Source organism: Burkholderia semiarida (assembly GCF_029268935.1).
GTDB classification, from domain to species: domain Bacteria; phylum Pseudomonadota; class Gammaproteobacteria; order Burkholderiales; family Burkholderiaceae; genus Burkholderia; species Burkholderia semiarida.
In genome coordinates this window covers 1,032,790-1,056,138 of sequence record NZ_JAHLCL010000005.1, presented here as the reverse complement: position 1 = coordinate 1,056,138, position 23,349 = coordinate 1,032,790, and the positions used below count along the sequence as shown (strand labels likewise).

The 23,349-nt window shown below is 65.9% G+C and carries 24 protein-coding genes; 10 read left to right on the top strand and 14 right to left on the bottom strand.

All coding sequences use genetic code 11. The features are described from left to right. Window positions 1-27: 27 nt before the first annotated feature. Complete coding sequence (locus KPB06_RS11580) at window positions 28-1,122, bottom strand: NmrA family NAD(P)-binding protein (RefSeq protein WP_060010187.1); 1,095 nt, start codon at window positions 1,120-1,122, stop codon at window positions 28-30. Window positions 1,123-1,307: 185 nt separating this feature from the next. Continuing rightward, complete coding sequence (locus tag KPB06_RS11575; protein WP_275905601.1) at window positions 1,308-2,225, bottom strand: DMT family transporter; 918 nt, start codon at window positions 2,223-2,225, stop codon at window positions 1,308-1,310. Between the two features lie 99 nt (window positions 2,226-2,324). Between KPB06_RS11575 and KPB06_RS11570 the strand changes: the two genes are divergently transcribed. Both KPB06_RS11570 and KPB06_RS11565 read left to right on the top strand, forming a co-directional pair. After that, a complete protein-coding gene (locus tag KPB06_RS11570; protein ID WP_060010182.1) occupies window positions 2,325-3,233 on the top strand; it encodes a LysR substrate-binding domain-containing protein in 909 nt (302 codons plus the stop codon). 672 nt (window positions 3,234-3,905) lie between these two features. Beyond that, window positions 3,906-4,808 carry an SDR family oxidoreductase gene (locus KPB06_RS11565; protein ID WP_226094011.1) on the top strand — a complete coding sequence of 301 codons (903 nt, stop codon included), beginning with the start codon at window positions 3,906-3,908 and terminating at the stop codon, window positions 4,806-4,808. Window positions 4,809-5,518: 710 nt separating this feature from the next. Here the strand turns inward: KPB06_RS11565 and KPB06_RS11560 are convergent. Beyond that, window positions 5,519-6,421 carry a LysR family transcriptional regulator gene (locus KPB06_RS11560; protein ID WP_089465069.1) on the bottom strand — a complete coding sequence of 301 codons (903 nt, stop codon included), beginning with the start codon at window positions 6,419-6,421 and terminating at the stop codon, window positions 5,519-5,521. 120 nt (window positions 6,422-6,541) lie between these two features. Here KPB06_RS11560 and KPB06_RS11555 point away from each other — a divergent pair, with 120 nt between their 5' ends. Both KPB06_RS11555 and KPB06_RS11550 read left to right on the top strand, forming a co-directional pair. Continuing rightward, window positions 6,542-7,279 (top strand): SDR family oxidoreductase, encoded by a 738-nt coding sequence (locus tag KPB06_RS11555; RefSeq protein ID WP_089465070.1) that lies wholly within the window; start codon window positions 6,542-6,544, stop codon window positions 7,277-7,279. A 43-nt stretch (window positions 7,280-7,322) separates the two neighbouring features. Next, on the top strand, window positions 7,323-8,222 hold the full coding sequence (locus KPB06_RS11550) for an SDR family oxidoreductase (RefSeq protein ID WP_089465071.1): 900 nt from the start codon (window positions 7,323-7,325) through the stop codon (window positions 8,220-8,222). A gap of 30 nt (window positions 8,223-8,252) precedes the next feature. Here KPB06_RS11550 and KPB06_RS11545 read toward each other — a convergent pair whose 3' ends face one another. After that, entirely contained in the window at window positions 8,253-9,143 is an 891-nt protein-coding gene (locus KPB06_RS11545) for an alpha/beta fold hydrolase (protein WP_275905600.1), read from the bottom strand. A gap of 106 nt (window positions 9,144-9,249) precedes the next feature. On the opposite strand from KPB06_RS11545, the gene KPB06_RS11540 reads away from it, so the two are divergent. Beyond that, window positions 9,250-10,137 (top strand): LysR family transcriptional regulator, encoded by an 888-nt coding sequence (locus KPB06_RS11540; protein ID WP_089465073.1) that lies wholly within the window; start codon window positions 9,250-9,252, stop codon window positions 10,135-10,137. A gap of 73 nt (window positions 10,138-10,210) precedes the next feature. Here the strand turns inward: KPB06_RS11540 and KPB06_RS11535 are convergent, their stop codons facing one another. The 4 genes from KPB06_RS11535 to copC form a co-directional block, all read right to left on the bottom strand. After that, on the bottom strand, window positions 10,211-11,134 hold the full coding sequence (locus tag KPB06_RS11535) for a LysR family transcriptional regulator (protein ID WP_275905599.1): 924 nt from the start codon (window positions 11,132-11,134) through the stop codon (window positions 10,211-10,213). Between the two features lie 168 nt (window positions 11,135-11,302). Then, the gene (locus KPB06_RS11530) at window positions 11,303-12,076 is read right to left on the bottom strand and encodes an SDR family oxidoreductase (protein WP_089465075.1); all 774 of its coding nucleotides are present in this window, start codon (window positions 12,074-12,076) and stop codon (window positions 11,303-11,305) included. 179 nt (window positions 12,077-12,255) lie between these two features. Continuing rightward, complete coding sequence (locus KPB06_RS11525; RefSeq protein WP_059576802.1) at window positions 12,256-12,756, bottom strand: DinB family protein; 501 nt, start codon at window positions 12,754-12,756, stop codon at window positions 12,256-12,258. Window positions 12,757-12,822: 66 nt separating this feature from the next. Then, window positions 12,823-13,197, bottom strand: a complete 375-nt coding sequence (gene copC, locus KPB06_RS11520) for a copper homeostasis periplasmic binding protein CopC (protein WP_275905598.1) — start codon at window positions 13,195-13,197, stop codon at window positions 12,823-12,825. Window positions 13,198-13,311: 114 nt separating this feature from the next. Here copC and KPB06_RS11515 point away from each other — a divergent pair, with 114 nt between their 5' ends. Together KPB06_RS11515 and KPB06_RS11510 are read left to right on the top strand one after the other, a co-directional pair. Beyond that, window positions 13,312-14,028, top strand: coding sequence for a 16S rRNA pseudouridine(516) synthase (locus tag KPB06_RS11515; RefSeq protein ID WP_275905597.1), 717 nt, complete (start codon window positions 13,312-13,314; stop codon window positions 14,026-14,028). Between the two features lie 107 nt (window positions 14,029-14,135). Further along, the gene (locus KPB06_RS11510) at window positions 14,136-14,324 is read left to right on the top strand and encodes a hypothetical protein (RefSeq protein ID WP_275905596.1); all 189 of its coding nucleotides are present in this window, start codon (window positions 14,136-14,138) and stop codon (window positions 14,322-14,324) included. Here KPB06_RS11510 and KPB06_RS11505 read toward each other — a convergent pair. Continuing rightward, on the bottom strand, window positions 14,307-15,341 hold the full coding sequence (locus KPB06_RS11505) for an NAD-dependent epimerase/dehydratase family protein (RefSeq protein WP_059646655.1): 1,035 nt from the start codon (window positions 15,339-15,341) through the stop codon (window positions 14,307-14,309). The genes KPB06_RS11510 and KPB06_RS11505 overlap by 18 nt on opposite strands. A gap of 108 nt (window positions 15,342-15,449) precedes the next feature. Here KPB06_RS11505 and KPB06_RS11500 point away from each other — a divergent pair, with 108 nt between their 5' ends. From KPB06_RS11500 to KPB06_RS11490, 3 genes are all read left to right on the top strand, one after another. Then, window positions 15,450-16,481 carry a CDP-6-deoxy-delta-3,4-glucoseen reductase gene (locus KPB06_RS11500; RefSeq protein ID WP_006478058.1) on the top strand — a complete coding sequence of 344 codons (1,032 nt, stop codon included), beginning with the start codon at window positions 15,450-15,452 and terminating at the stop codon, window positions 16,479-16,481. Window positions 16,482-16,776: 295 nt separating this feature from the next. Then, a complete protein-coding gene (locus KPB06_RS11495; protein ID WP_275905595.1) occupies window positions 16,777-17,961 on the top strand; it encodes an acetylornithine transaminase in 1,185 nt (394 codons plus the stop codon). Window positions 17,962-17,974: 13 nt separating this feature from the next. Beyond that, the gene (locus KPB06_RS11490; RefSeq protein WP_059646226.1) at window positions 17,975-18,430 is read left to right on the top strand and encodes a GNAT family acetyltransferase; all 456 of its coding nucleotides are present in this window, start codon (window positions 17,975-17,977) and stop codon (window positions 18,428-18,430) included. 185 nt (window positions 18,431-18,615) lie between these two features. On the opposite strand, the gene KPB06_RS11485 is transcribed toward KPB06_RS11490, so the two are convergent. The 5 genes from KPB06_RS11485 to KPB06_RS11465 form a co-directional block, all read right to left on the bottom strand. Next, entirely contained in the window at window positions 18,616-19,332 is a 717-nt protein-coding gene (locus KPB06_RS11485) for an ABC transporter ATP-binding protein (RefSeq protein WP_059576820.1), read from the bottom strand. After that, window positions 19,332-20,108: an ABC transporter ATP-binding protein gene (locus tag KPB06_RS11480; RefSeq protein WP_059576822.1), complete on the bottom strand. Its 777-nt coding sequence runs from the start codon at window positions 20,106-20,108 to the stop codon at window positions 19,332-19,334. The genes KPB06_RS11485 and KPB06_RS11480 overlap by 1 nt, the downstream gene beginning before the upstream one ends. 23 nt (window positions 20,109-20,131) lie before the next feature. Beyond that, on the bottom strand, window positions 20,132-21,301 hold the full coding sequence (locus KPB06_RS11475) for an ABC transporter permease subunit (RefSeq protein ID WP_059576825.1): 1,170 nt from the start codon (window positions 21,299-21,301) through the stop codon (window positions 20,132-20,134). A gap of 19 nt (window positions 21,302-21,320) precedes the next feature. Then, window positions 21,321-22,271, bottom strand: a complete 951-nt coding sequence (locus tag KPB06_RS11470; protein WP_006478051.1) for a branched-chain amino acid ABC transporter permease — start codon at window positions 22,269-22,271, stop codon at window positions 21,321-21,323. A gap of 211 nt (window positions 22,272-22,482) precedes the next feature. Beyond that, entirely contained in the window at window positions 22,483-23,127 is a 645-nt protein-coding gene (locus KPB06_RS11465) for an amino acid-binding protein (RefSeq protein WP_089465076.1), read from the bottom strand. Window positions 23,128-23,349 lie beyond the last annotated feature (222 nt).

The window sequence follows — 23,349 nt, the reverse complement described above, 5'->3', positions numbered from 1 at the left end:
CAGTTGAGCCAGAAGTTCGCGAGGAACTTATAACGCGCCCTTCCTCTTGTCTTCGGACAGCTTCAAGACAGGCGGCGATCTGAGCAGATTTTCAGGCTGAACCCGTTCCCAGAGGCCTCCGTTGCCCAGTGCTCGTCCCAACTGATCTTCGCGCCTGAGCCATTGTTCGACCGTCCTGATTCGCCCGGGATGAATTTCGTCGAGCAATGCGTAGTCTCTCTTGACGATCCCGTACTTCCACAGATTCCAGAAGCCAGTGAAGTTTTCGCGGAAGCTCATCGTACTTTTGTCGCGGAGATCGGCGTTATATCCGGACGGCAAATCGGCTGCGGCCTTGAGCGGTCCGCTCCAGTATGCTTCGAGGTCGGTATCAATATATTGCGCGGGATGTCCGGTCACGGCTTCGAACGCCTCGGCAAGCTTCGCATACTCGACATGCTCGATCGCGACCTCGAGATTCATGCCATTCGCACGCTCCGGATTGTCGAAAAGCCAACGTGCGTAGTACCCGCAGTCCTCAAGCGCTACATGCGGAACGGCGCCGTCACCGAGTGGCACCCGCCACGTAACGACGCCGCTTTCCACGGACGGCGTCATTGGTGTCATTGCCGAGACGGCCATCTCCATATACGGACCGGTCGTAAGCAGCGCGGCGCCCATCCGGTCCCGGTTTGTCAGGTTCTGGAACAGAATCCATTCCCCTACGCGGCCCTTGCCATCATAGTGGCCTGTCCGAAACCGGGAATCGTATCCGGACCTTTTGAGCGCGTAATCGAGGTTTCCGTATACGAAGAACTTGACTCCTTCTTCGATGGCTATTTCATAGCATCGGATGGCCCAATAAATCTCAGTCTTCTCCCCGGTGTTGAATCCATCGAGATTGATATACGCTGCGCTGCAATTACGAAAACCGTCACGCAGGACCGCTTCATCGGCAAACGTGCCCTTCACGATCGAGACGTTCCCAAGAGTGGAGAGCTCGATGGCCCGTCGCGATTCAGGATCTCGGCTCAAGGCGCGCACGGCATATTTGCCGTCGGCGACGAGCGCCCGGATGACGGGCAATCCCTGTGCGCCCGTTCCACCGATGACGAATATGGTCGAGGGGACCCGTGAAGACATGTTTGTTTACGCTGGTATGAGTTGGATAGATTTGCCGACCGCTGCGCGCCGATGGCACGGATGTCAGCTTCATATGGCATCGGGCACCGGTACGCCGACCACTCGCCCGTGAACTTCTGTCGAGATGCCGAATTGCGGTCTGCGCGATATTTCATCGAAGCATTCATTCATACGACACTGCGGCCCTAACCGGCCGCCTTCGCCGGACCGCGCGCCGCGACTGCGCGTGGTTGCCGGCTACGTTGCAGCAGAAACACACCACCGAGGATTGCGCCCATCGCGAACAGTTCGACTGCGCCGATCGGTTCCTGCGCAAGCCACGAACCCATCAGCAACGCAACGACCGGTGGAATGTACGTCACGCTGGACGCGGCCACTGCTCCGAGCCGTCCGACGATGAAGTAATAAAGGATGTAAGCGATCCCGGTGCCCGTCAGACCGAGTCCCAGGACGAGGCCGAGCAGCGCTCGCGCATCGCCCGTCACACGCACGACGCCGTGGAAATCCGTGACGCAGCCGATCAGGACCAGTGCGAAGCCGATCTGCCACGTCGACAGCGCGAGCGGTGAGAGGTCCAGGCCGGAAAGAAAGCGGCGCGCGTACACGAACGAGCAGCCCACGCTGAGCGAGCCGGCGATCATATAGCCGACTCCGAGCAGGTTGACGCCAGCCGCGTGCGCATTCCACGGACGCGCGATCAGCAGTACGCCGACGAATCCGCAGACGATGCCCGCGATCATTCGCGCGTTCGGGCGTTCCTCGCGCAGCAGTGCCCATGCGCACAGGAAGGAAAAAAGCGGGATGGCGCCGCTTAGCATCCCGGCAATGCTCGAGAACAGCAGCCCGGCCCCTTTCGCGAACGCATAGTAGTAAATCACGGTCGCAAGCAGCGACATCACCACGAAGTGGTGAGCGTGCCGAAGATGGCGCCATTTGAGCGCCTTAGTGAATAGCGCGACCGTGAGCAGCGGGATGAAGCCGAAAAGCACGCGCAGGAAGACGATCTGACTGGCAGCCAGATCGACGCTCGCCCACTTCATGAACAGGAAGTTGGTGCCCCAGATGAACCCGAGGGCGGCGAAGGCGAAATAGGCGGGATTCATGTCAGCGCACCAGGAAAGCGGATGAAGTCCCGATTGTGTTCCGCACCGGTGTGCTCTACAAATGATTTAATGTCGACTATGGAATAGAAAAACTGAGCTATGCGATCGACTCCTCCGCTGAAAGCCCTGCCTGCCTTCGAAGCTGCCATGCGGCACGGCAGTTTTACTCTTGCATCCCGAGAACTGAACGTGACGCCTGGTGCGATAGGGCAGCAGATTCAGAAGCTTGAGGAATGGCTCGGCGTTGCCCTGTTCGTGCGCCAGATACGGCAGGTAACGCCCACAGAGGATGGTCGCGCCTACTTCGCGCAGATTCAACCCGCCCTGGCAGAGCTTATTCATGCGAGCCATCGCATTCGTGAGCGTCGCGGTAGCGGCGTGCGGTTGTCGATGCCGCCGAGCTTCGCTGCCAAGTGGTTCGCCCCACGCATGGCCGACTTCCTGCAGGCAAACCCCGGGATTGCGCTGAGCCTGAGCACATCGACAACGATGGTCGACTTCGAACTGGATGGCGTCGATCTCGCGGTTAGGCATTTCGACGGGATGGATGCACGACTATCCGTTCAACTGCTGTGCCATGACGAGGCACGCGCGTATTGCCATCCGGCATACGCGAAGCAGCGCCGATTGAAGCGCCCCGACGATTTGCGCACGGCGACACTGCTCCATAACACGCTACACCCGCACTGGGCCACGTGGCTTGCTCGATTCAGCGGTCTCGACGGTTCGCAGATTGACACCATTACCGGTATCAGGTTCGACCAGTCGTTGATGGCGATCGACGCCGCAGTGCGCGCGCAAGGCGTTGTGCTTACCGGCCCCCTGCTGGTAGAAGCGGAACTGGCTCGTGGAGAACTGATCGAGCCATTCGATAATGCGCTGGCCTTGGACGCCGGATACTACCTCGTCCATCCCGCCAGTGCCGGAACCAAACAGGCGGTTCAATTGCTCAAGGCGTGGTTTGTCGGCAGCATCGCTGTGGGATGTGCGCGACGTGGGGGCATTTAGTCGTCGAATTATTGTCTCAATGACTGCTGTCGGCTCTAATTCCGACGCCGGATAATGCGATTCCGACCGGTAACAATGGGTCGACTTCCGCCGTCGGCGACCACGGCCACCAACGATGCTGCAAAACTACATCGTCGGTCCGGGTTCAGCCATGAAGCGTCATTGGTTTGCGTCAACGGCGAGACGTTGAGGCGTCCCGTCTGGCTCAGGGAGCGGACACCCAAGTCAGGCTATGCGAATTTTCCGATTGGTTGCCCGGCAGGAAGTTCGTGCGTGCCGCGCCAGGCATCGCTAACCATTGACGCAATAACGTCTGGACAAGGTTCATCGCGGATTGCGCGAAGAGAGCGCCGCGATGGATCACCAAGCTGCGCGGCATGGCGTCGGTAACCGCCGGCCGCATTCGTCGGTTTGCGGCCACTTGCAGTGGTTAAGCCACGTCGGGATGGGTTGCCTAAGCAGCCGAAAATTTACACCGGTGAGTTTACTTTTCGCCAAGAAAACTACACTATGCGGTGTACTTCACCGAAGTCATCCCTGCGGGTCCACCCGGACCGTCCAACACCAGACCCATTTCTCAGCTGCACGTGCGTTGTCGGCTGAAGCTGAACGCCTGCCGGCTGTCCGCGTCAGAGCCCCGCTTTATCGAATGAACTCATAGGAGAAACGCGAATGTACAAACCTCTTGATCAGCGGGGGCGCCGTATTGTAATTACCGGAGCCAATAGCGGCACCGGCAAGGAGGCGACTAGGCGATTGGTGGCGGCTGGTGCCGACGTCATCATGGCTGTACGCAACGAGTCGAAAGGCGATGCCGCCCGCCGGGATATACGCAAGGAGTTTCCAGGGGCATCGATTGAGGTCCGCACGCTGGATCTCTCAAGCCTCTCGAGTGTGAGGAATTTTGGTCGCCAGTTGCTCGAGGAGGGACGCCCTCTCGACGTGCTCGTAAACAACGCAGGGATCATGATGCCGCCGACCCGTGTACTGAGCTCCGACGGATTCGAGCTACAGTTTGCGACCAATTTCCTAGGCCACTTCGCACTGACCAATCTGCTGTTGCCGCTTCTGCTTGGAGCGAAGTCTCCTCGCGTCGCCACGATGACAAGCAGCGCCGCAATTGGTGCCAAAATCAATTTCGACGACCTTCAAGGCGAAAGGTCGTACAAGCCCATGACGGCGTATGCGCAGTCCAAGTTAGCCTGCCTGCTGTTGGCAAATCGATTGGCAGAAATTGCGCGCGAGCGTGGCTGGCCCCTGCTCAGTACGAGTGCCCATCCAGGCCATACACGCACCAACCTTCAGACGACCGGTCCGAATATGGGTACTGATTCAACCCGCAAGAGGCTATCGTTCCGACTTGTACCGTCCATGGATGTGAAATGGGCCACGGACTCGCTCTTGCAGGCGGCAGTCGACCCCACAGCGACTCAGGGCGCATTCTACGGCCCCCGCTTTCTGCTCGTCGGGAACTCGCACGTTGCCAAACAGCCCCGATCCGCCACGAGCGCGGATTCGGTTCGCCTGTGGCAAGTAGCAGAAGCATTGACGGCGACGAGTCCACCGCAGGTGTGATGTGCACCCGCTGCGCGGCCAGCCAGCCCCCGAATCAATCTTGTCGCGATTATGCCGCGCGTCCTCGTGCCGATCACTGACGTGATGCGACGGTTGCAAAGTAACTTTCTAGCGTAACGCCGGCTCGGGGGTGTGGGCGCGCGGGGCGTTCTTTGCGCGCAGCGTTCCAGAAGGCAGGGCAACTCTCAACGTCGTCGTGCGGACGCCATAGCTCAGCAGTCTGTCTCCAACTTTATCTCCAAGAAAATGTGTACTTTGGAGATAGACTTGGAGATAACCACAGCCTTGCCAGACAAGGCTTACAGGCCGATACAACCGTCTATCTCCAAATCTCCAGATATTTTTGCTTCCGGCGGCACAGCAACGTTCCGCACGGCACCGGCCTTCGACTGATCGAGCCTACGCTGATACGCTTGTTGATATCTTCTGAACGACCTCGCCCGAACGGCACACGCAGCAGAGCGATATGAATTCTGCGGCTGCCAGAAGCGCGGGGGGCAACTCTGGGGGCAACTCAGCAACACCACACAAGCAACACCCTTATACTACGGGCCTCACATAGAATTATTTCATTCCGGCCCTGGCACCAGTCTTTCGCAGCATCCCGTGCTGCCACTGTCGAAACCCGCGCAAGCTCGCCGCTTCGCGGGTTTTTTGTTTTGGCCGCGCGTTCCTCACCGCGTCGAGTGACCGACAGCGGCCTGCCGTCCTCAGCCCGTCAACTCGCGAACGAAGTCGAGAAACACCCGCACCTTCGCGGCGACGAGGTTCGACGCGTGGTGATACGCGTAAAGCGGGAAGGTCTCGTCGGTCCATTCCGGTAATAGCAGGACCAACCGCCCTTCGGCGAGGATGTCCCGCGCATAGAGCTCGAGCAGTTGCGCGATGCCGACGCCGCCCAGGCACGCGCCGAGCAGCCCGCCCGTATCGTTGACCATCAGCCTGCCGGCGGCGTCGACCGGCACGACTTCCTTGCCGCGATGAAATTCCCATCCGTACGGTCGCCCCGTCACCGGATCGCGGATCAGCACGCACCGGTGACCGTCCGCGAGATCCCGAGGGTGCCGCGGCTCGCCGTGACGCGCGACGTAGGCCGCCGACGCGCAGGTCAGCACGCGCGTCTCGAGCAGCAGTCGCGCTCGATACGACGACGGCTCCGGGATGCCGAAGCGCACGGCCACGTCGAAGCCGTCGGCGACGAGGTCGCCCATCCGGTCCCGCACGCTGATCTCGACCGACAGATCGGGAAAGCGGTCGAGAAATTCCGCCATCCGCGGCGCCAGCACGTAGTGGCCGAACGTGCCGTCAACGTTGACCCGCAGCCGCCCCCTCACGCGTGCCTTCGACTGGCCGGCGTCGAGCGCGGCCTCCTCGATGCCGGCCAGCAGCGGCGCGACCGCCTCGTAAAAGCGTCGCCCTTCGTCAGTCAACGTGATCGCGCGCGCCGTGCGATTGAAGATCCGGATGCCGACCCGCTCTTCCAGCCGCGCGACCGCGCGGCTCACCGCCGGTTGCGTCAGCCCCATCGCCTCGCCCGCCCGCGCGAAGGTGCCGGCCTCGATCACCGCCGAGAGCACGCCGATACCACTGAGCAACCTGCTGTCGAATCCCATGAGACATACTTTTAGTCATTCATCTACTTATCATTATTCATTATTTTTATTGATCGAGGAAGCCTACAGTAGTCCTGTCGCCGGATCGAACGGCATTCACCCATTCACCAGGAGCAGGACATGAGCACATCGGAACAGGTCGCCCTCGTCACGGGTTCGTCGCGCGGCATCGGCGCGGAAATCGCCCGCCAGCTTGCCCGGGACGGCTTCCGGGTCGTCGTCAACTATGCCGGCAGCGCCGGCCCGGCTCGCGAAGTGGTCGACGCGATCGTCGCCGACGGCGGCCATGCCGTCGCGGTGCAGGCGAACGTCGCCGACCCGGCGGCCGTGGCCGCGCTGTTCGACGCCGCCCACGACGCATTCGGCGGCCTGGACGTGGTGGTCAATTCCGCGGGCGTGATGAAGCTGGCGGCCATCGCCGACTGCGACGATGCGCTGTTCGACGAAACGTTCGCGATCAACGTGAAAGGCACGTTCAACGTCTGCCGCGAAGCGGCCAGGCGGGTGCGCGACGGTGGACGCATCATCAACCTGTCGACCAGCGTGATCGGCATGCGCATGCCGACTTACGGCGTGTACGTCGCCAGCAAGACGGCGGTCGAAAGCCTCACGCAGGTGCTGGCGCAGGAAATGCGCGGGCGCGGCGTCCGCGTGAACGCGGTCGCGCCGGGGCCCGTCGCGACCGAGTTGTTTCTGCAGGGCAAGAGTCCCGAACTCGTCGATCGGCTCGCGAAGCTGAACCCGCTCGAGCGGCTCGGCCAGCCCGACGACATCGCGCGCGTCGTTGCATTCCTCGCCGGCCCGGACGGCGCGTGGATCAACGGCCAGATCCTGCGCGCCAACGGCGGCATGTGCTGACCGACCGCTCGCGGCCATTCGTCTTTTCGCCAGGAGATCGCTCATGAAGGAAGTCGTCCTCGTCACCGGTGCGTCCAGCGGCTTCGGCTTGCTGACGGCCCAGGCGCTCGCCCGCGCCGGTCACACGGTCTACGCGTCGATGCGCGAGCTCGCCGGGCGCAACGCGCCGCGCGCCGCCGCCGTCGCCGCCTATGCGCAAGAACACGGCGTCGATCTGCGCACCATCGAACTCGACGTCGGCGACGACGCATCGGTCGATGCCGCAATCGAGCGCGTGATCGCCGACCACGGCCGTCTGGACGTCGTCGTTCACAACGCCGGCCACATGGTGTTCGGGCCGGCCGAAGCCTTCACGCCCGAACAGCTCGCGCAGCTCTACGACGTCAACGTCGTGTCGACCCAGCGCGTGAACCGCGCGGCGCTGCCGCACCTCCGCCGTCGAGGCCGCGGCCTGCTGGTGTGGGTGTCGTCCTCGTCGGCGCGCGGCGGCACCCCGCCGTTCCTCGCCCCCTACTTCGCCGCGAAAGCCGCGATGGACTCGCTCGCGGTGTCCTACGCGGCCGAACTCGCCCGCTGGGGCATCGAAACGTCGATCGTCGTGCCGGGCGCGTTCACCCGCGGCACGAATCACTTTCTCCACGCGGGCAAACCGGCCGATACCGCCGTGCAGGCCGCCTACGACAGCGGGCCGTACGCGGGCGTCGCCGACCAGGCATTGACGGGCCTCGCCGCGCTCGAGCCGGCGGACGCCGACGCCGGCGCCGTCGCCACGGCGATTGCCGAGCTCGTCGCGGCGCCGGCCGGCAAGCGCCCCTACCGCGTGTTCGTCGATCCGTCGCAGGACGGTGCCGAGGAAGTGTTCCGCGTCGGCGATCGCATTCGCCGCGAAATGTTCAGGAGCATCGGGCTCGCCGACCTGCTCGCGCCGCGCGTCGGCGGCTGATCCTTCGCGCGCCGGGCCGGCCGGCGCGCGTCAACCCGGCTCGCAGAACCCGAGAATCGCGTCCGCGACCGCCGCCGGCGCCTCCCGCTGCGGGAAGTGCCCCAAGCCGTCCAGCACCTGCCGCGCGTAGCGCCCGGCGAAGAACCGCTCGCGCCCGGCCGAGCTGTCCGGATGATTGCAGGCGTCCGCGCCGCCGTGCAGCACGAGCGTCGGGACCGCCAGCACGGGCGCCGGGTTCAGCCGCGCGTCGTCGTCGGCATAGGCCGGCGTGCCCGGCGCGAAGCCCCAGCGCTGCCGATACGAATGCAGCACGACGTCGATCCAGTCGGGCCCATCGAACGCGACGGCCGCTGCGTCGAAATCGCTGTCGCGATACCAGCCCGGCGGCGACCACGTATCCCACATCAGGCGCGCGAACGCGCGCCGATCGTCGCGCAGCGCCTGCTCGCCGCGCGGCGTCGCCATGAACCAGTGATACCAGTAGTTGCGCGCCTGCTGCAGTGACAGCGGCTGAGCGGGATCGTTGGTGCCGTACCCGACCGACAGCATCACGAGCTGGGATGCAACACCGTCTTGCAACCCGCACGCGTTCGCGGCCGCGCGGGCGCCCCAGTCGTGCCCGACCAGCACGGGCCGCTCGATACCGAGCGCATCGACGAATTCGAGCAGGTCGCGCCCGAGCGCCGCGAGCTGGCCGCTGCGCGGCACGGACGCGTCGCGAAAGCGCGTCGGCGCGAAGCCGCGCAATGCGGGCGCCAGCACGCGATAGCCGCGCGCGGCGAGCGCCGATGCCACCGGCTCCCAGCCGACCGGGCTGTCCGGCCAGCCATGCAGCAGCATGGCCACGCGTTCGCCGCGCGGGTTCCATTCGAGATAGGCAATGTCGAGCGACGCGGTCGTCGCATGCGCATAGGTCGTCATCGTGTACTCCGCCAAAGGGGCTTGAACATACGATGGTATGCCGGCCTTTCATCACGATTCACGGAGTATCATCATTCATTACTCATATATTGCGTCGAATCGATCCATGGAACCGTCGCCCTCGCCCGCCTCGACCGCGCTCGACATCGCGTTGCTGCGCACGTTTCTCGAAGTCGTCGACAGCCGCGGGTTCGCGCCGGCCGCGGAGCGCCTCGCGCTGACGCCGTCCGCCGTCAGCGGCCACATCAAGCGGCTCGAACAGGCGGCCGGCACCGTGCTGCTCGCGCGCACGACCCGCCGGATCGCGCTGACGCCGGCCGGCGAGACGCTGTACGCGTACGCGCGCAACATCGTCGACATGGAGCGCGAAGTGCGCGCCCGGCTGCGCGGCGCGCCGGCGCACGGGCCGCTGCGGGTCGGGGCGTCCGAGGATTTCGCTTGCACGTGGCTGCCGCAGGTGCTGCGCACGTTCCGCGACGGCCATCCGCACACCTCGATCGAACTGAAGGTCGGCATCACCGCGTCGCTGCTGCGGGAGCAATCGCTCGGCCGGCTCGACGTCGTGTTCGGCAAGCAATGCCGACAGGTCGACACGCCCGGCGAGCTGCTGTGGGAAGAGCCGCTCGTGTGGGCGTTCGCGGCCGATACGGCGCTCGACGCCGAGGAACGCGTGCCGCTCGCGCTGTTTCCGGAGCCGTGCGTGTACCGGGAAGCCGCGGTGTCCGCGCTCGCGGCGGCGCTACGGCCGTTTCGGGTGCTGTTCGAAAGCGCGAGCATGGCCGGCTGCATGTCGGCCGCGCTCGCCGGCTTCGCGGTCACGGCGCTCGCGCGCAGCCAGTTGCGCGACGGCCTGCGCGCGTGCGGGCCGCAAGACGGCCTGCCGGCGCTGCCGGCCGCGCGCTTTTACGCGTTCGCATCGAAGCCCGCGGGCGTCGGCGCCGCGTTGATCGACGCGGTACGGGCGACCGGGCGCACACGGCAGTTCGCCGCCTGAGCGCCCGCGGCGCGCTCGTCTCACGGGCCGACGAACGGCGGCACGGCCCGCGGAAACCCGCGCGTTGTCGCCTTCAATCGCCGCTCGCGCCCGCGCCGTTCAATGCATCGGCCATCAACTCCCCGAACCACTCGACGAACGCGTTGAGCCGCCGGGAGCGGTGCCGCCGGTGCGGATACACGGCCGACACGTCCATCGGCTCGGCGCGATGGCCGGGCATCACGTCGACGAGCGCGCCGCTTGCCAGCAGATGCTCGACGTCGAAGCGCGGAATCTGGATCAGCCCCATTCCGGCGATACAGCTCGCGATATAGGTTTCTGCGTTGTTGACGATCACGCGGCTCGGCAGCGTCAGCACGTGCCGCTGCCCGTTGGCGCAGTATTCCCAGCCGAGCTCGCGCCCCGTCGTCGGCGACGCATAGCCGATCGCCCAGTGCCCGCGCGCGAGCGCATCCGGATGCTCGGGCACGCCGCATTCGCGCAGGTAGTCGGGGCTCGCGCAGTTGATCAGCGTGAACTGCCCGAGCGGCCGCACGACGAGGCTGCTGTCCGCGAGCCGCCCGACGCGGATCGCGCAATCGACGCCCTCCTGCACGAGATCGATCGCGCGGTCCGTCGAGCCGAGCGACAATTGCAGCTTCGGGTGGCGGCGAAACAGCGACGGCAGCGCGGGCGCCACGACGCGGCGCGCGATCCGGCTCGGCACGTCGACGTTCAGCCGCCCGACCACGTCGCGGTCGCGGCGCCGGAACAGGCGGTCGAGGTCGTCGGCTTCCGCGAGCAGGCGCCGGCCGCGTTCGACCAGCAGCGCGCCGTCGGCAGTCAACTGCACCTGGCGTGTCGTGCGGTGCAGCAGCCGTGTGCCGAGCGCCGTCTCGAGCTGCAGGACGGCCGCCGACACGGTCGCGCGCGGCACGTCGAGCGCATGCGCGGCCTTGATGAAGCTGCCCATCTCGGCAACCTGCAGGAAGATCCTGACCTGATCCAGCTTGTCCATCGGCGGGAAACCCGGGTTCGAACGACGGTCGCCGCCGGCTCGCCGCGCATCGCGGCCGGCTTCGGCGGCACAGAGAAAACGGGCGCGCGGCCTCGTGGCTGCGCGCCCGTCCATTGTCCACGCAAACGCGCCAGTGCGGTGCGCCGCGCGGCCGCAAGCGGCCCCCGGTTACTTGGTCGTGTAGCCGCCGTTGATCAGGATCGTCTGGCCCGTGATCCACCAGCCGTCGGTCACGAGATGGCGGATGAACGGCACGACGTCCTCGATGTCGGTCAGCCCCGTCTTGCTGAACGGCGACAGCGCGGCGGCCGTCTTGTGATACGCGACCGCGTCGGCACCTTCGGCCGGATAGAAGAACGGCGTGTCCATCGGCCCCGGCCCGACGGCCGTCACCGAAATGCCGCGTGCGCCGTACTCCTTCGACGCCGCGCGCGTGAAGTGCTCGACCGGCGCCTTCGATCCTTCGTATGCCGCATAGAACGGCGTGAACGCGCCGAGCAGCGACGTCACGAGCGTGACGAGCTTGCCGTGATCCTCGAGATGCTGCCCGGCTTCCTTGATGAAGAAGAACGCCGACTTGCTGTTGACCGCGAACATCTCGTCGTACTCGGCTTCGCTGATCTCGGTGAACGGCTTCTTCAGCACCTTGCCGACCGTGTTGATCGCGATGTCGATCTTGCCGAAGCGCTGCTTCGCGTCGTCGAACAGCTTCTCGACCGCGGCCGCCGTCGTCAGGTCCGCCTGGAACGTCTCGGCCTCCGCGCCGGCCGCGCGCACCGCGGCGGCCGTTTCCTCGGCCTGCGCCTGCGACGCCGCGCTGTTGTAGTGAATCGCCACCGCCTTCGCGCCGTGGCCCGCCAGGTCCCGGGCGATCAGGCCGCCGAGATTCTTTGCGCCGCCTGCGATCAGGACGACCTTGTCTGCGAGCGTATGAGTTGCCACGGTTGACTCCTTTTTTCGTTGAACGAAGCTAGGAGTGTAGGCACACGCGCCCCGCCGATCAGCCGGCCGCGGCTGGATGGATTATCCAGAAAATCGGTCCAGTCGAAGCCGCGCAAGGAGGTCTTCCGCACCGACGGCGACGCCGGATTCCGCTGTCGATCGCGCGGCCGCCGGCCGGTTCAGCGCGCGTACAGCGCCGCGTCGATCTTGCCGAGCAGCCACTGCATGCCGGCCAGATGCTGCTGGTCGTGACTGCACAGGTAATGGACGAGCCCGCGCACGGTCAGCGAGCCGTAGCCGTCGAATTCGCCGGTACGCTCGAACTGTTCGGGCGTGAGGCGCGACAGCAGCGCCAGCGTTTCGCGCCGTGCGTCGCGGATCGCCGCGAGCACGTCGGACGCATACGCGTCGTCGTAGCGCCGCTGAACCGCGAGCGCGTCGCCGTCGATCGACACGAGCAGCGGCCGGTCTTCGTCGAGCATGCGCCGCAGCCGCACGTGATAGCCGTCGATCTCGATGTCGCGCACGTGGCAGAGCTGCCCGAGCGGCGAGAAATGCTCGCTCGGAATGCCGGCCCAGTCGTCGGGCGTCCAGCGCGCATAGCCGTCGGGCACGGCCGCGAAATGCGCTTCGAGTTGACGGGGGAAATCGGCGAGTGCGTCGAGCGTCGTCGGATTCATGCGGAAGACTCCCTGTCGGATAGAGGCGGGCAGCAACCCTGGCACGGGCCTGCCGCCGCCGTTGCGTCACTTCACGCCGAAGCCGTACGCGCCCTGCGTGCGATGCCCGTCGGTCGCGACGGCCACCCACTTCACCGTGTACGCGCCGGTGGCGAGCGCCGCGAGCGGCACCGTCATGCGCTTGCGGTTCGACGCGTCGATGCGCGCGCGGCCGTTCGACACCGTCTTGCCGTCGCCGTCGACGACGACGATCGAGCTGAATGCCGGCTCCAGCGGCTCGGTGAAGTCGATCGTGACGGCGGCCGGTGCGGCAGCCAGCATCGCGCCCGACGCCGGGTCGCTCTTCGCGAGATGCGCGTGCGCGAACGCGGCCGACGAAACGGTTGCAGCGACGATGACGGCGGCCGCGTGACGGCCGAACGGGAATGAATCGAAACGCATGAACTGTCCGTGAAGAATGGGCGGGCGCCGCGCACCGCACGGCGTTCCGGCAGCTTACCAGCGCATGCGCGTTCATGCCGGCCCTACGCCGCCGCTTGATAGAATGCGCGCGCTATGGATCTCGAAAGCATTCTCTACACCCAGGGCTTCGGCTCGCGCCGCCAGTGCCGCGGCCTGATCGAGGCGGGCCGCGTCGCCGTCGCGGGCGCCGCCGTGACCGACCCGGACGCCATCTTCGACACCGACGACCTCGTGTTCGAGGTCGACGAGGCCGCATGGCCGTTCCATGCGCGCGCGTATCTCGCGCTCAACAAGCCGGCCGGCTACGAGTGTTCGCGCGATCCGCAGCACCATGCGAGCGTGTTCAGCCTGCTGCCGGCGCCGCTCGTCGCGCGCGGCGTGCAGTGCGTCGGGCGGCTCGACCAGGACACGACCGGCCTGCTGCTGCTGTCGGACGACGGCCAGTTCGTGCACGCGTACACGTCGCCGAAGCGCAAGGTGCCGAAGACCTACGTCGCGACCGTGCGCCACCCGCTCGACGACACGCAACTGCACGCGCTGCGCACCGGCGTGCAACTGCATGGCGAGCCGAAGCCGATCGCGGCCGTCGCCGCCGACGCCCGCGCCCCGCACACGCTCGCGCTGACCGTCCTCGAAGGCAAGTACCACCAGGTCAAGCGGATGGTCGCGGCAGCGAGCAACCGCGTCGAATTGCTGCACCGCGAAAGCATCGGCGGCTTCACGCTGCCGGCCGATCTCGCGCCCGGCGCATGGCGCTGGCTCGACGAAGCCGACCTTTCCGCGCTGCGCAATCCCGTCGAAACCCTGTAAGGGAAAATCCGCACGACCGTTCGGTGTCCGGCCGCCTCTCGGCCGCAGGTTCCCCCGCTATACTGAAATCACAAGCTGCAAGAGCGGCGATGCAGGGGGGAGACATCATGAACATCAACCATTCTTTCGAACTGTCGTCCGTGATGATCGCGTTCGCGGTCATCGGCGTCATCGTGATCGGCGGGCTGCTGGCCATGATGCATCTGAAGCACAAATATCACCCGAACCTGATCGGCGCGCTGATCGGTGCGCTGCTGTGCTTCCTGCTGATCGAGGCGTTACCGGCGCTCACCTGACGCGCTGCCCGGCGCGAGCGTTTGAAGGAAATCGTCTACGGTCGGATAGCGCAACGTCACGCACAATTCGGCCTTGAGCCGTGCGTTGGACAGGCGCCGCGACTCGCGCATGAACGACAGCAGCGTCGGCTCGAGCAGGCGTTCGGCGTCCGCGCGGCTCACGCGCGGCGGCCTCGGCAGGCCCAGCGCCTGCGCGACCCGGTCGAAATACTCTCCCATCCGCAGTTCGGTGTCGTCCGACGCGTGCACGACGCGCGCCGGCTTGCCGCGCTCGGCCGCCCGACGCAGGATCGCCGCGAGATCGTCCGCGTGGATGTGGTTCGTGTAGACGTCGTCGGCCGGCTCGAGCGCCGGCGTGCCGCGCTCGAGCCGCGCGACCGGCAGACGGTTCGCCGCGTAGATGCCCGGAATGCGCACGATGCGCGCGGACAGCACGCCGCGCACCGTCGCCGCACGCAGTTGCCGCTCGGCCGACACGCGCCGGAACGCGCGCGGGTTCGCGGGGCGCAGCGGGTGCGTTTCGTCGATGCGCGCGCCGCCGCAGTCGCCGTAGACGCCCGTCGTGCTGGCGTAGACGAGCCTCGGCGCGCGAAGACCGTCGGGTACAATACGCGCTGCCCGAACGGGCGCGCCGGCCTGTCGCGCCGCGGTGCGCAGCCGTCGCAGCCGGCCGACCGCCGGTGCCGTCGGAGACGGCCGACGCGCGGGCATGGACGTTGCGGCGATCAGCGCACGCGTGCGCCGGTCGTCGTGGCCGTCGGATGGCGGCGGCGCGAGATGCAGGATCGTGCGGGCGACGCCCGCGACGCGACGGAGCGTCGCCGGGCGATCGAGATCGCCGACGATCGGCGTCGCGCCCGCGGCGCGCAATTCGCTGCGGCGAGCCGGGTGGCTCGTCAGCGCGAGGATGCGCAGGTCGGGGCGCGCGTCACGCCATTGCGCGACGCAGCGCATGCCGACGTCGCCGCAGCCGACGATCAATACGCGCGGCCGGCGCAGGATTCGTGTCGCGATCATGTTGGTTGCGAGATTCAGTAGCCGCCGTTGCGCGACGCGCAACGGTTTTGCATTGTAGCTGCCGTGCGCGACATGCACGGTCCCCCCATTTTGTTCTAGTTTGGTTCTATGGCATTCAACGTCACTCTCAAGCAAAGCGGCCGGCAATTCCAGGTCGAGTCGGACGAAACCGTGCTGGCGGCCGCGCTGCGCCAGAACGTCCACCTGCCGTACGGCTGCAAGAACGGCGCGTGCGGCTCCTGCAAGGGCCAGATCGTGTCGGGCCAGATCGAACAGGGCCCGCACGCCGCGTCGGCGCTGTCCAACGACGAACGCACGCGCGGCCTCGCGCTGCTGTGCTGCTCGAAGGCGCAATGCGATCTCGAGATCGACGTGCGAGAAATCGCCGGCGTCGACGGCGTGCAGGTCAAGAAGCTGCCGTGCCGGATCGCCGCGCTCGAACGCAAGGCGGACGACGTGATGGTCGTGAAGCTGCAGTTGCCTGCCAACGAACGCCTGCAGTACCTCGCGGGCCAGTACGTCGAGTTCATCCTGAAGGACGGCTCGCGCCGCAGCTACTCGATGGCGAACGCGCCGCACGAGGAAGGCCCGATCGAGCTGCACATCCGCCACATGCCGGGCGGCAAGTTCACCGACCACGTGTTCGGCGCGATGAAGGAGCGCGACATCCTGCGCTTCGAAGGCCCGCTCGGCACGTTCTTCCTGCGCGAGGATTCCGACAAGCCGATCGTGCTGCTCGCGTCGGGCACCGGCTTCGCGCCGATCAAGGCGATCATCGAGCACGTGAAGCATTCGGGCATCACGCGCCCGATGACGCTCTACTGGGGCGCGCGCCGCAAGAAGGACATCTACCTCGCCGAGCTCGCCGAGCAATGGGCGCGCGAGATCCCGAACTTCAAGTACGTGCCGGTCCTCTCCGAACCGGACGACGCCGACCAGTGGACCGGCCGCACGGGCTTCGTCCATCGCGCGGTGATCGAGGACCTGCCCGATCTGTCCGGCCACCAGGTGTACGCGTGCGGCGCGCCCGTGATGGTCGAATCCGCGCAGCGCGATTTCACGCAGCACCACGCGCTGCCGGCCGACGAGTTCTACGCGGACTCGTTCACGAGCGCCGCCGATCTCGCGCATCCGGTCTGAGCGCCGGGCGCCTGAACGCGCCCCGCTGCGCGCCGCCCGTGTCACATCCGTGGCATCGCGGCGGTTTACAGTGGGGCGCGGGATGCCTTATGCTTGCGCACATGAACCGCTTCCTGTCCGCTCTCCGACGTCGCCGCTCGCCGCTCCGCCCGGATGCCGCCGGCTCGTCACGGACTCGCGCGTAACCCTCCTCCGCTTCACCGGTTACGCACAAGCTGTTCGACCCACCAGCCACGGCCTTCCGTGGCTTTTTTATTGCCCGTTTCCCTTTCAACGCCCGCTGGAGTCTGCTGCCATGCCCCTGAACGATTACCCGATCGACTCGCTGATGTACATCACGAACCGCCCCGACATCGTGTTTACGCACGGCAAGGGTTCGTGGCTCTACGATCACACGGGCAAGCGCTATCTGGACTTCATCCAGGGCTGGGCGGTCAACAGCCTCGGCCACTGCAACGACGGCATCGTCGAAGCGCTGAAGACGCAGGCCGAAAAGCTGCTGAACCCGTCGCCGGCGTTCTACAACGAGCCGATGGCGAAACTCGCGGGCCTGCTCACGCAGCACAGCGTGTTCGACAAGGTGTTCTTCACGAACAGCGGCGCCGAGGCGAACGAAGGCGCGATCAAGCTCGCGCGCAAGTGGGGCCGCAAGTTCAAGAACGGCGCGTACGAGATCATCACGTTCGACCACAGCTTCCACGGCCGCACGCTCGCGACGATGTCGGCCAGCGGCAAGCCGGGCTGGGACACGATCTACGCGCCGCAGGTGCCGGGCTTCCCGAAGGCCGAGCTGAACGACATCAACTCGGTCGAGAAGCTGATCACCGACAAGACCGTCGCCGTGATGCTCGAGCCGATCCAGGGCGAAGGCGGCGTGATCCCGGCGACGCGCGAATTCATGCAGGCGCTGCGCGCGCTGACGAAGCAGCACAACCTGCTGCTGATCGTCGACGAAGTGCAGAGCGGCTGCGGCCGCGCGGGCACGCTGTTCGCGTACGAGCTGTCCGGCATCGAGCCGGACGTCATGACGCTCGCGAAGGGCATCGGCGGCGGCGCACCGCTCGGCGCGCTGCTGTCGAAGGCCGACGTCGCGGTGTTCGAGGCCGGCGACCAGGGCGGCACGTACAACGGCAACCCGCTGATGACGGCGGTCGGCCATTCGGTGATCTCGCAGCTCGTCGCGCCCGGCTTCCTCGAAGGCGTGCGCGCGCGCGGCGAGTATCTGAAGCGCAAGCTGCTCGAGCTGTCGGAAGAACGCGGCTTCGAGGGCGAACGCGGCGAAGGTCTGCTGCGCGCGCTGCTGCTCGGCAAGGACATCGGCCCGCAGATCGTCGAGAAGGCGCGCGACATGCAGCCCGACGGCCTGCTGCTGAACGCCGCACGGCCGAACCTGCTGCGCTTCATGCCCGCGCTGAACGTGACGACCGACGAGATCGACCAGATGATGGCGATGCTGCGGTCGATCCTCGACACGCTGTAAGGAGACCGCCGCGATGGATGCCGCCGCCGATGCTGTCGCTATCCGCCCGTTCGAACGCGCCGACACCGATGCCGTGCTCGCGGTATGGCGCGACGCGTTCCCGCATTACGACGAAGCCGGCGCGCCGCCGCACCGCGATCCGCTGCGATCGATCGAGCTGAAGCTCGCCACGCAGCCGGAACTGTTCTTCGTCGCGACTTGCGGGGCGCGCGTCGTCGGCACGCTGATGGCCGGTTTCGACGGACATCGCGGCTGGCTCTACTCGTTCGGCGTCGCGAACGACGCGCGCCGGCTCGGCGTCGGCCGTGCGCTGATCGCGCATGCGGAACGCGCGCTCGCCGCGCGCGGCTGCCTGAAGATCAACCTGCAGGTGCTGCCCGGCAACGACGACGCATGCCGCTTCTATGCGGCGCTCGGCTATCGCGTCGAGGAGCGCATCTCGTTCGGCAAGACGCTGCCGGCCGCGTAAGACCGCCGCCGGCCGCGGCGCGATTCGGCGCGTGATCGGCCCCGCGTCCGGCAGCGGATCGCCGAGCGCGTCGGTCGGCACGATCGGAATCCCGCCACACGAAAAAAAACCGCCACGGTTTCCCGTGACGGCTTTTCGACAGCCCGGCTGCGCCATGCGCGGCCGCGCCCCGTTCATTCGATCGCTTACTCGCCCAGATACGCGGCGCGCACCTTCGGATCGTCGAGCATCTGCTTCGCGTCGCCTTCCATCGTGACCATGCCCGAATCCATCACGTAGCCGCGGTCGGCCGCCTGCAGCGCGAGGCGTGCGTTCTGCTCGACCAGCAGCACCGTGATGCCCTCCTTCGAGATCTCGCGCACCACTTCGAAGATCTTCTCGACCATGATCGGCGACAGGCCCATCGACGGCTCGTCGAGCAGCAGCAGCTTCGGCTTCGACAGAATCGCGCGCGACATCGCCAGCATCTGCTGCTCGCCGCCCGACAGCGTGCCCGCGAGCTGCGTCGCCCGCTCCTTCAGGCGCGGGAAGAAGCCGAACATCCGGTCGACGTCCTTCTTGATCTGCTCGTTGTCGTTGCGCAGGTACGCGCCCATCTGCATGTTCTCGATGATCGACATCCGCGCGAAGATCCCGCGGCCTTCCGGCACCATCGCCAGGCCGCGCTTGAGCAGCTCGTGCGGCGGAATGCCCTTGATCGACGTGCCGTCGTACTCGATGTCGCCCGCCGAGTACGGCTTCAGGCCCGTGATCGCCTTCATCGTCGTGGTCTTGCCGGCGCCGTTCGCACCGATCAGCGTCACGAGCTCGCCCTGACGGACTTCCATGTCAACGCCCTTGACGGCCTGAATGCCGCCGTAGTTGACCTGCAAGCCCTTGATTTTCAACATTGCCGCTGCCATCAGTGCACCCCTGCGCCGAGATATGCCTCAATCACCTTCGGATTCTTCTGCACGTCCTGCGGCAGACCCTCGGCGATCACCTTGCCGTAATCGAGCACCGTCATCCGGTTGCACAGCCCCATCACGAGCTTCACGTCGTGCTCGATCAGCAGAATCGTGCGGCCGTCCGAGCGGATCTTGTCGAGCAGGCGCGTGAGTTCGACCTTCTCGGTCGCGTTCATCCCGGCTGCCGGCTCGTCGAGCGCGAGCAGCTTCGGGTCGGTGGCCAGTGCACGGGCGATTTCCAGACGACGCTGGTGACCGTACGACAGGTTGCGCGACGTGTAGTCGGCGTACTGCAGCACGCCGACGTAGTCGAGCAGCTCGATCGCGCGTTCCTTGATCTCGCGCTCTTCCTGGCGTTCGGCCGGCGTCTGGAACACCGCGCCGAGCAGCCCGTGCTTGGTGCGCACGTGGCGGCCCACCATCACGTTCTCGAGCGCCGTCATCCCGCCGAACAGGCGGATGTTCTGGAACGTGCGCGCGATGCCGGCCTTGGCCACCTGGTGCACGGCCGTCGGCGTGTAGTTCTGGCCGTCCAGCTTGAAGTCGCCGGAGTCCGGCGTGTAGAGGCCCGTGATCACGTTGAAGAACGTGGTCTTGCCGGCGCCGTTCGGGCCGATCAGCCCGTAGATCTCGCCTTCCTTGATCTGCAGGCCGACGTCGGACAGCGCCTGCAGCCCGCCGAAGCGCTTGTTCACGCCCGAGACGGACAGTCGGATTTGCTTGTCGCTCATGTGGTTATCCCCTTGTCCGTAGGTTAAGCGCGCACCGGCTTCTTGCTGTTGCGCTTCGCCAGTTTCGCGATCTTGTCCTCATGCTTCGGCGCGGGCCACAGGCCTTCCGAGCGGTACAGCATGATGATGACCATCGCGAGGCCGTACAGCGCCTGACGGATCACTTCCGTATCGACGATGTCATGACCGAACAGCGCATGCTGCAGCGGGCTCATCGTCGAGCGCAGGAATTCCGGGAAAATCGCGAGCAGCACCGCACCCAGGATCACGCCCGGGATGTGGCCCATGCCGCCCAGCACCACGCAGGCGAGCACGACGATCGATTCCCAGAACGTGAACGACTCGGGCGACACGAAACCCTGGAACGCGCCGAACATCGAGCCCGACAGGCCGCCGAACGACGCGCCCATCGCGAACGCGAGCAGCTTCACGTTACGGGTGTTGATGCCCATCGCCTTCGCGGCGATCTCGTCTTCGCGGATCGCGGCCCACGCGCGGCCGATACGCGAGTGCTGCAGACGCGTACACACCCAGATCACCAGCAGCGAGCAGAGCACGAACAGGTAGTAGTACATGTACACCGACGGCAGCTGGAAGCCGAACAGCGAGTGCGTCTGCGACAGGTTGAAGCCGCCGACGTGCACCGGATCGATGCCCGTGATCCCCTTCGGGCCGTTGGTGATGTTCACCGGACGGTCGAGGTTGTTCATGAAGATCCGGACGATTTCACCGAAGCCGAGCGTGACGATCGCCAGGTAGTCGCCGCGCAGGCGCAGCGTCGGCGCGCCGAGCAGGATCCCGAAGGTCGCCGCGAGCGCCATCGCGATCGGCACGATGATCAGGAACGGCACGTGCAGCCCGTTCGGCGCGAGCGCCGCGATCCACTCGAACTGCGAGGTCAGGTGCGGCGAGCTCAGCAGCGCGGCCGTATAGGCGCCCACCGCGTAGAACGCGATGTAGCCGAGGTCGAGCAGGCCGGCGAAGCCCACCACCACGTTCAGGCCCAGCGCGAGCATCACGTACAGCATTGCGAAGTCGAGCACGCGGACCCAGTAGTTGCCGCCGGCCGAGCCGATCACGATCGGCGCGGCGATCACGAGGACGGCAGTGAGGAGGCCGATGACGACGGTCTTGGCGGTGTTGCGCTCTTCGACGAGCGACGTCGACGATTCGATCGGTTGAATGGATGTCATGTTGTTTGCTCCCCTTCCGTTACGCGCGGTCCGCGACACGTTCGCCCAGCAGGCCCGACGGACGGAACACCAGCACGATGATCAGCACGACGAAGGCGAACACGTCCTGGTAGTTGCTGCCGAACACGCCGCCCGTGAGGTTGCCGATGTAGCCGGCCCCGAGCTGCTCGATCAGGCCGAGCAGCACGCCGCCGACCATCGCGCCGCCGAGGTTGCCGATCCCGCCGAGCACCGCGGCCGTGAACGCCTTCATGCCGGGGATGAAGCCCATGTAGAAGTGCACGTTGCCGTATTCGGACGCGATCATCACGCCGGCCAGCGCGGCGAGCGCGGAGCCGATCATGAACGTCGCGGAGATCACGAAGTTCGGGTTCACGCCCATCAGGCTTGCCGTATTCGGGCTTTCGGCGATCGCGCGCATCGCGCGGCCGAGCTTGGTCTTGTGCACGAGCAGCAGCAGGCCGCCCATCACGATGAACGCAACCGCGATGATCACGATTTCGGTGACCGAGATCACGGCGCCGGGCGTCGTGTCGGTGGCCTTGATCACGTTGATCGGGTCGGTCGGCAGCAATTGCGGGAACGGCAGCGGGTTGCGCGACCAGATGATCATCGCGGCCGTCTGCAGCAGGATCGACACGCCGATCGCGGTGATCAGCGGGGCGAGGCGCGGCGCGCGGCGCAACGGCCGGTACGCGACGCGCTCGATCGTGAAGCCGACGAACGCGCAGACGACCGCGGCGATGCCCAGGCCGATCGTCAGCGTCGCGACGTTGCCGAGTCCGGGAAAGTGGTTCTGCAGCACGGTGATGGCCGACAGCGCGACCATCGCGCCGATCATCAGCACGTCGCCGTGCGCGAAGTTGATGATGCCGAGAATGCCGTACACCATCGTGTATCCCAACGCGATGATGGCGTACACACTGCCGAGCACCAGCCCGTTGAGAACCTGCTGGACGAAAATATCCATTTAAAGCTCCTTGGCCCGTGCTGCCGGAGGACGTTGCGCCCCGCGGGTAAGCGAGGAATCGCGCCTTCTCGGCGGCACTGCGGGTACTAGTCGATACCGGTAAGGGTGGATCGTCCCGGCGCGCGCCGCCCGGCCTGTACGGCCGGACCTGCCGCCGGAGCGGATACAAAAACGGCACCGCACTGTTCCGGTGCCGTCATGAGTCCCGTCGCTAAATCGTCACGACGTCGAGGACGGTGTTCGTGGCCTCCTTGAAGTCGTGGGGCAGCATGCCGAGACGGCCGTCATCCGGTTTCCCGGCATCCGTGCCTTGGCCCGTCCAGTGCCATGCAAGCATCGCGCCAGGACGGGTCGGATTCCGCGCCGCGTCGCCCGGGAAGGCGTTGCGACGGGCGCGCCCGACTTTCGTCAGGACTGCATCGGAATCCATCGTACGAACCAGGCTGCGCACCGCGACACGGTCGGTCGCGGCAGCACGCTGTTTCGTCGAATCGAATTGAAGGGGAGACAATGGCTTCGGCACGCTACCGGCAGCGCCGCGATCGTCCGCCATCCGTGGACCCGCCCCTTGCCGCGCTACAACCTGCATGTCCGCTGCCGGCCCGATCGCCAGGCCATGCGTGTTGATTTCCTCGATCGTCAAACGTGCCCCGTTTTCCTTGTCCCTGCCCAGTTGCGCGATACGGCGCGCCGATGGCGCCGCAGGTCCGGTTCCGGCGACGCGCACGCCGGTGGCCGCCGGTGCCGCGTACACCGCAGCCTCCCTGGCCGCCCCGCCGTCGCTCTTTTTGCTGCAGCCGGCAAACATTGCAACCGGTGCGGCGACGGACACGGCGTAAGCCAACTTCACATGCATCGAATGGTCTCCCGCGCCTTGCCAAAACCCGTTTCAAAGCCATTCCGGCTTGAAAACGGGCGCATTGTAACTCCATTTATAGGACGCCAATAATCCTGATTCGATGGGGTTTTCCTGCATTGCAACCAATTTTGAGACACGATTGGGCGCGCTCGGAGCAACCGGGTTGCACCACGCTTGGGAATAACGGTTGCGATGTGAATTTCGAGGCACAAAAAAAGC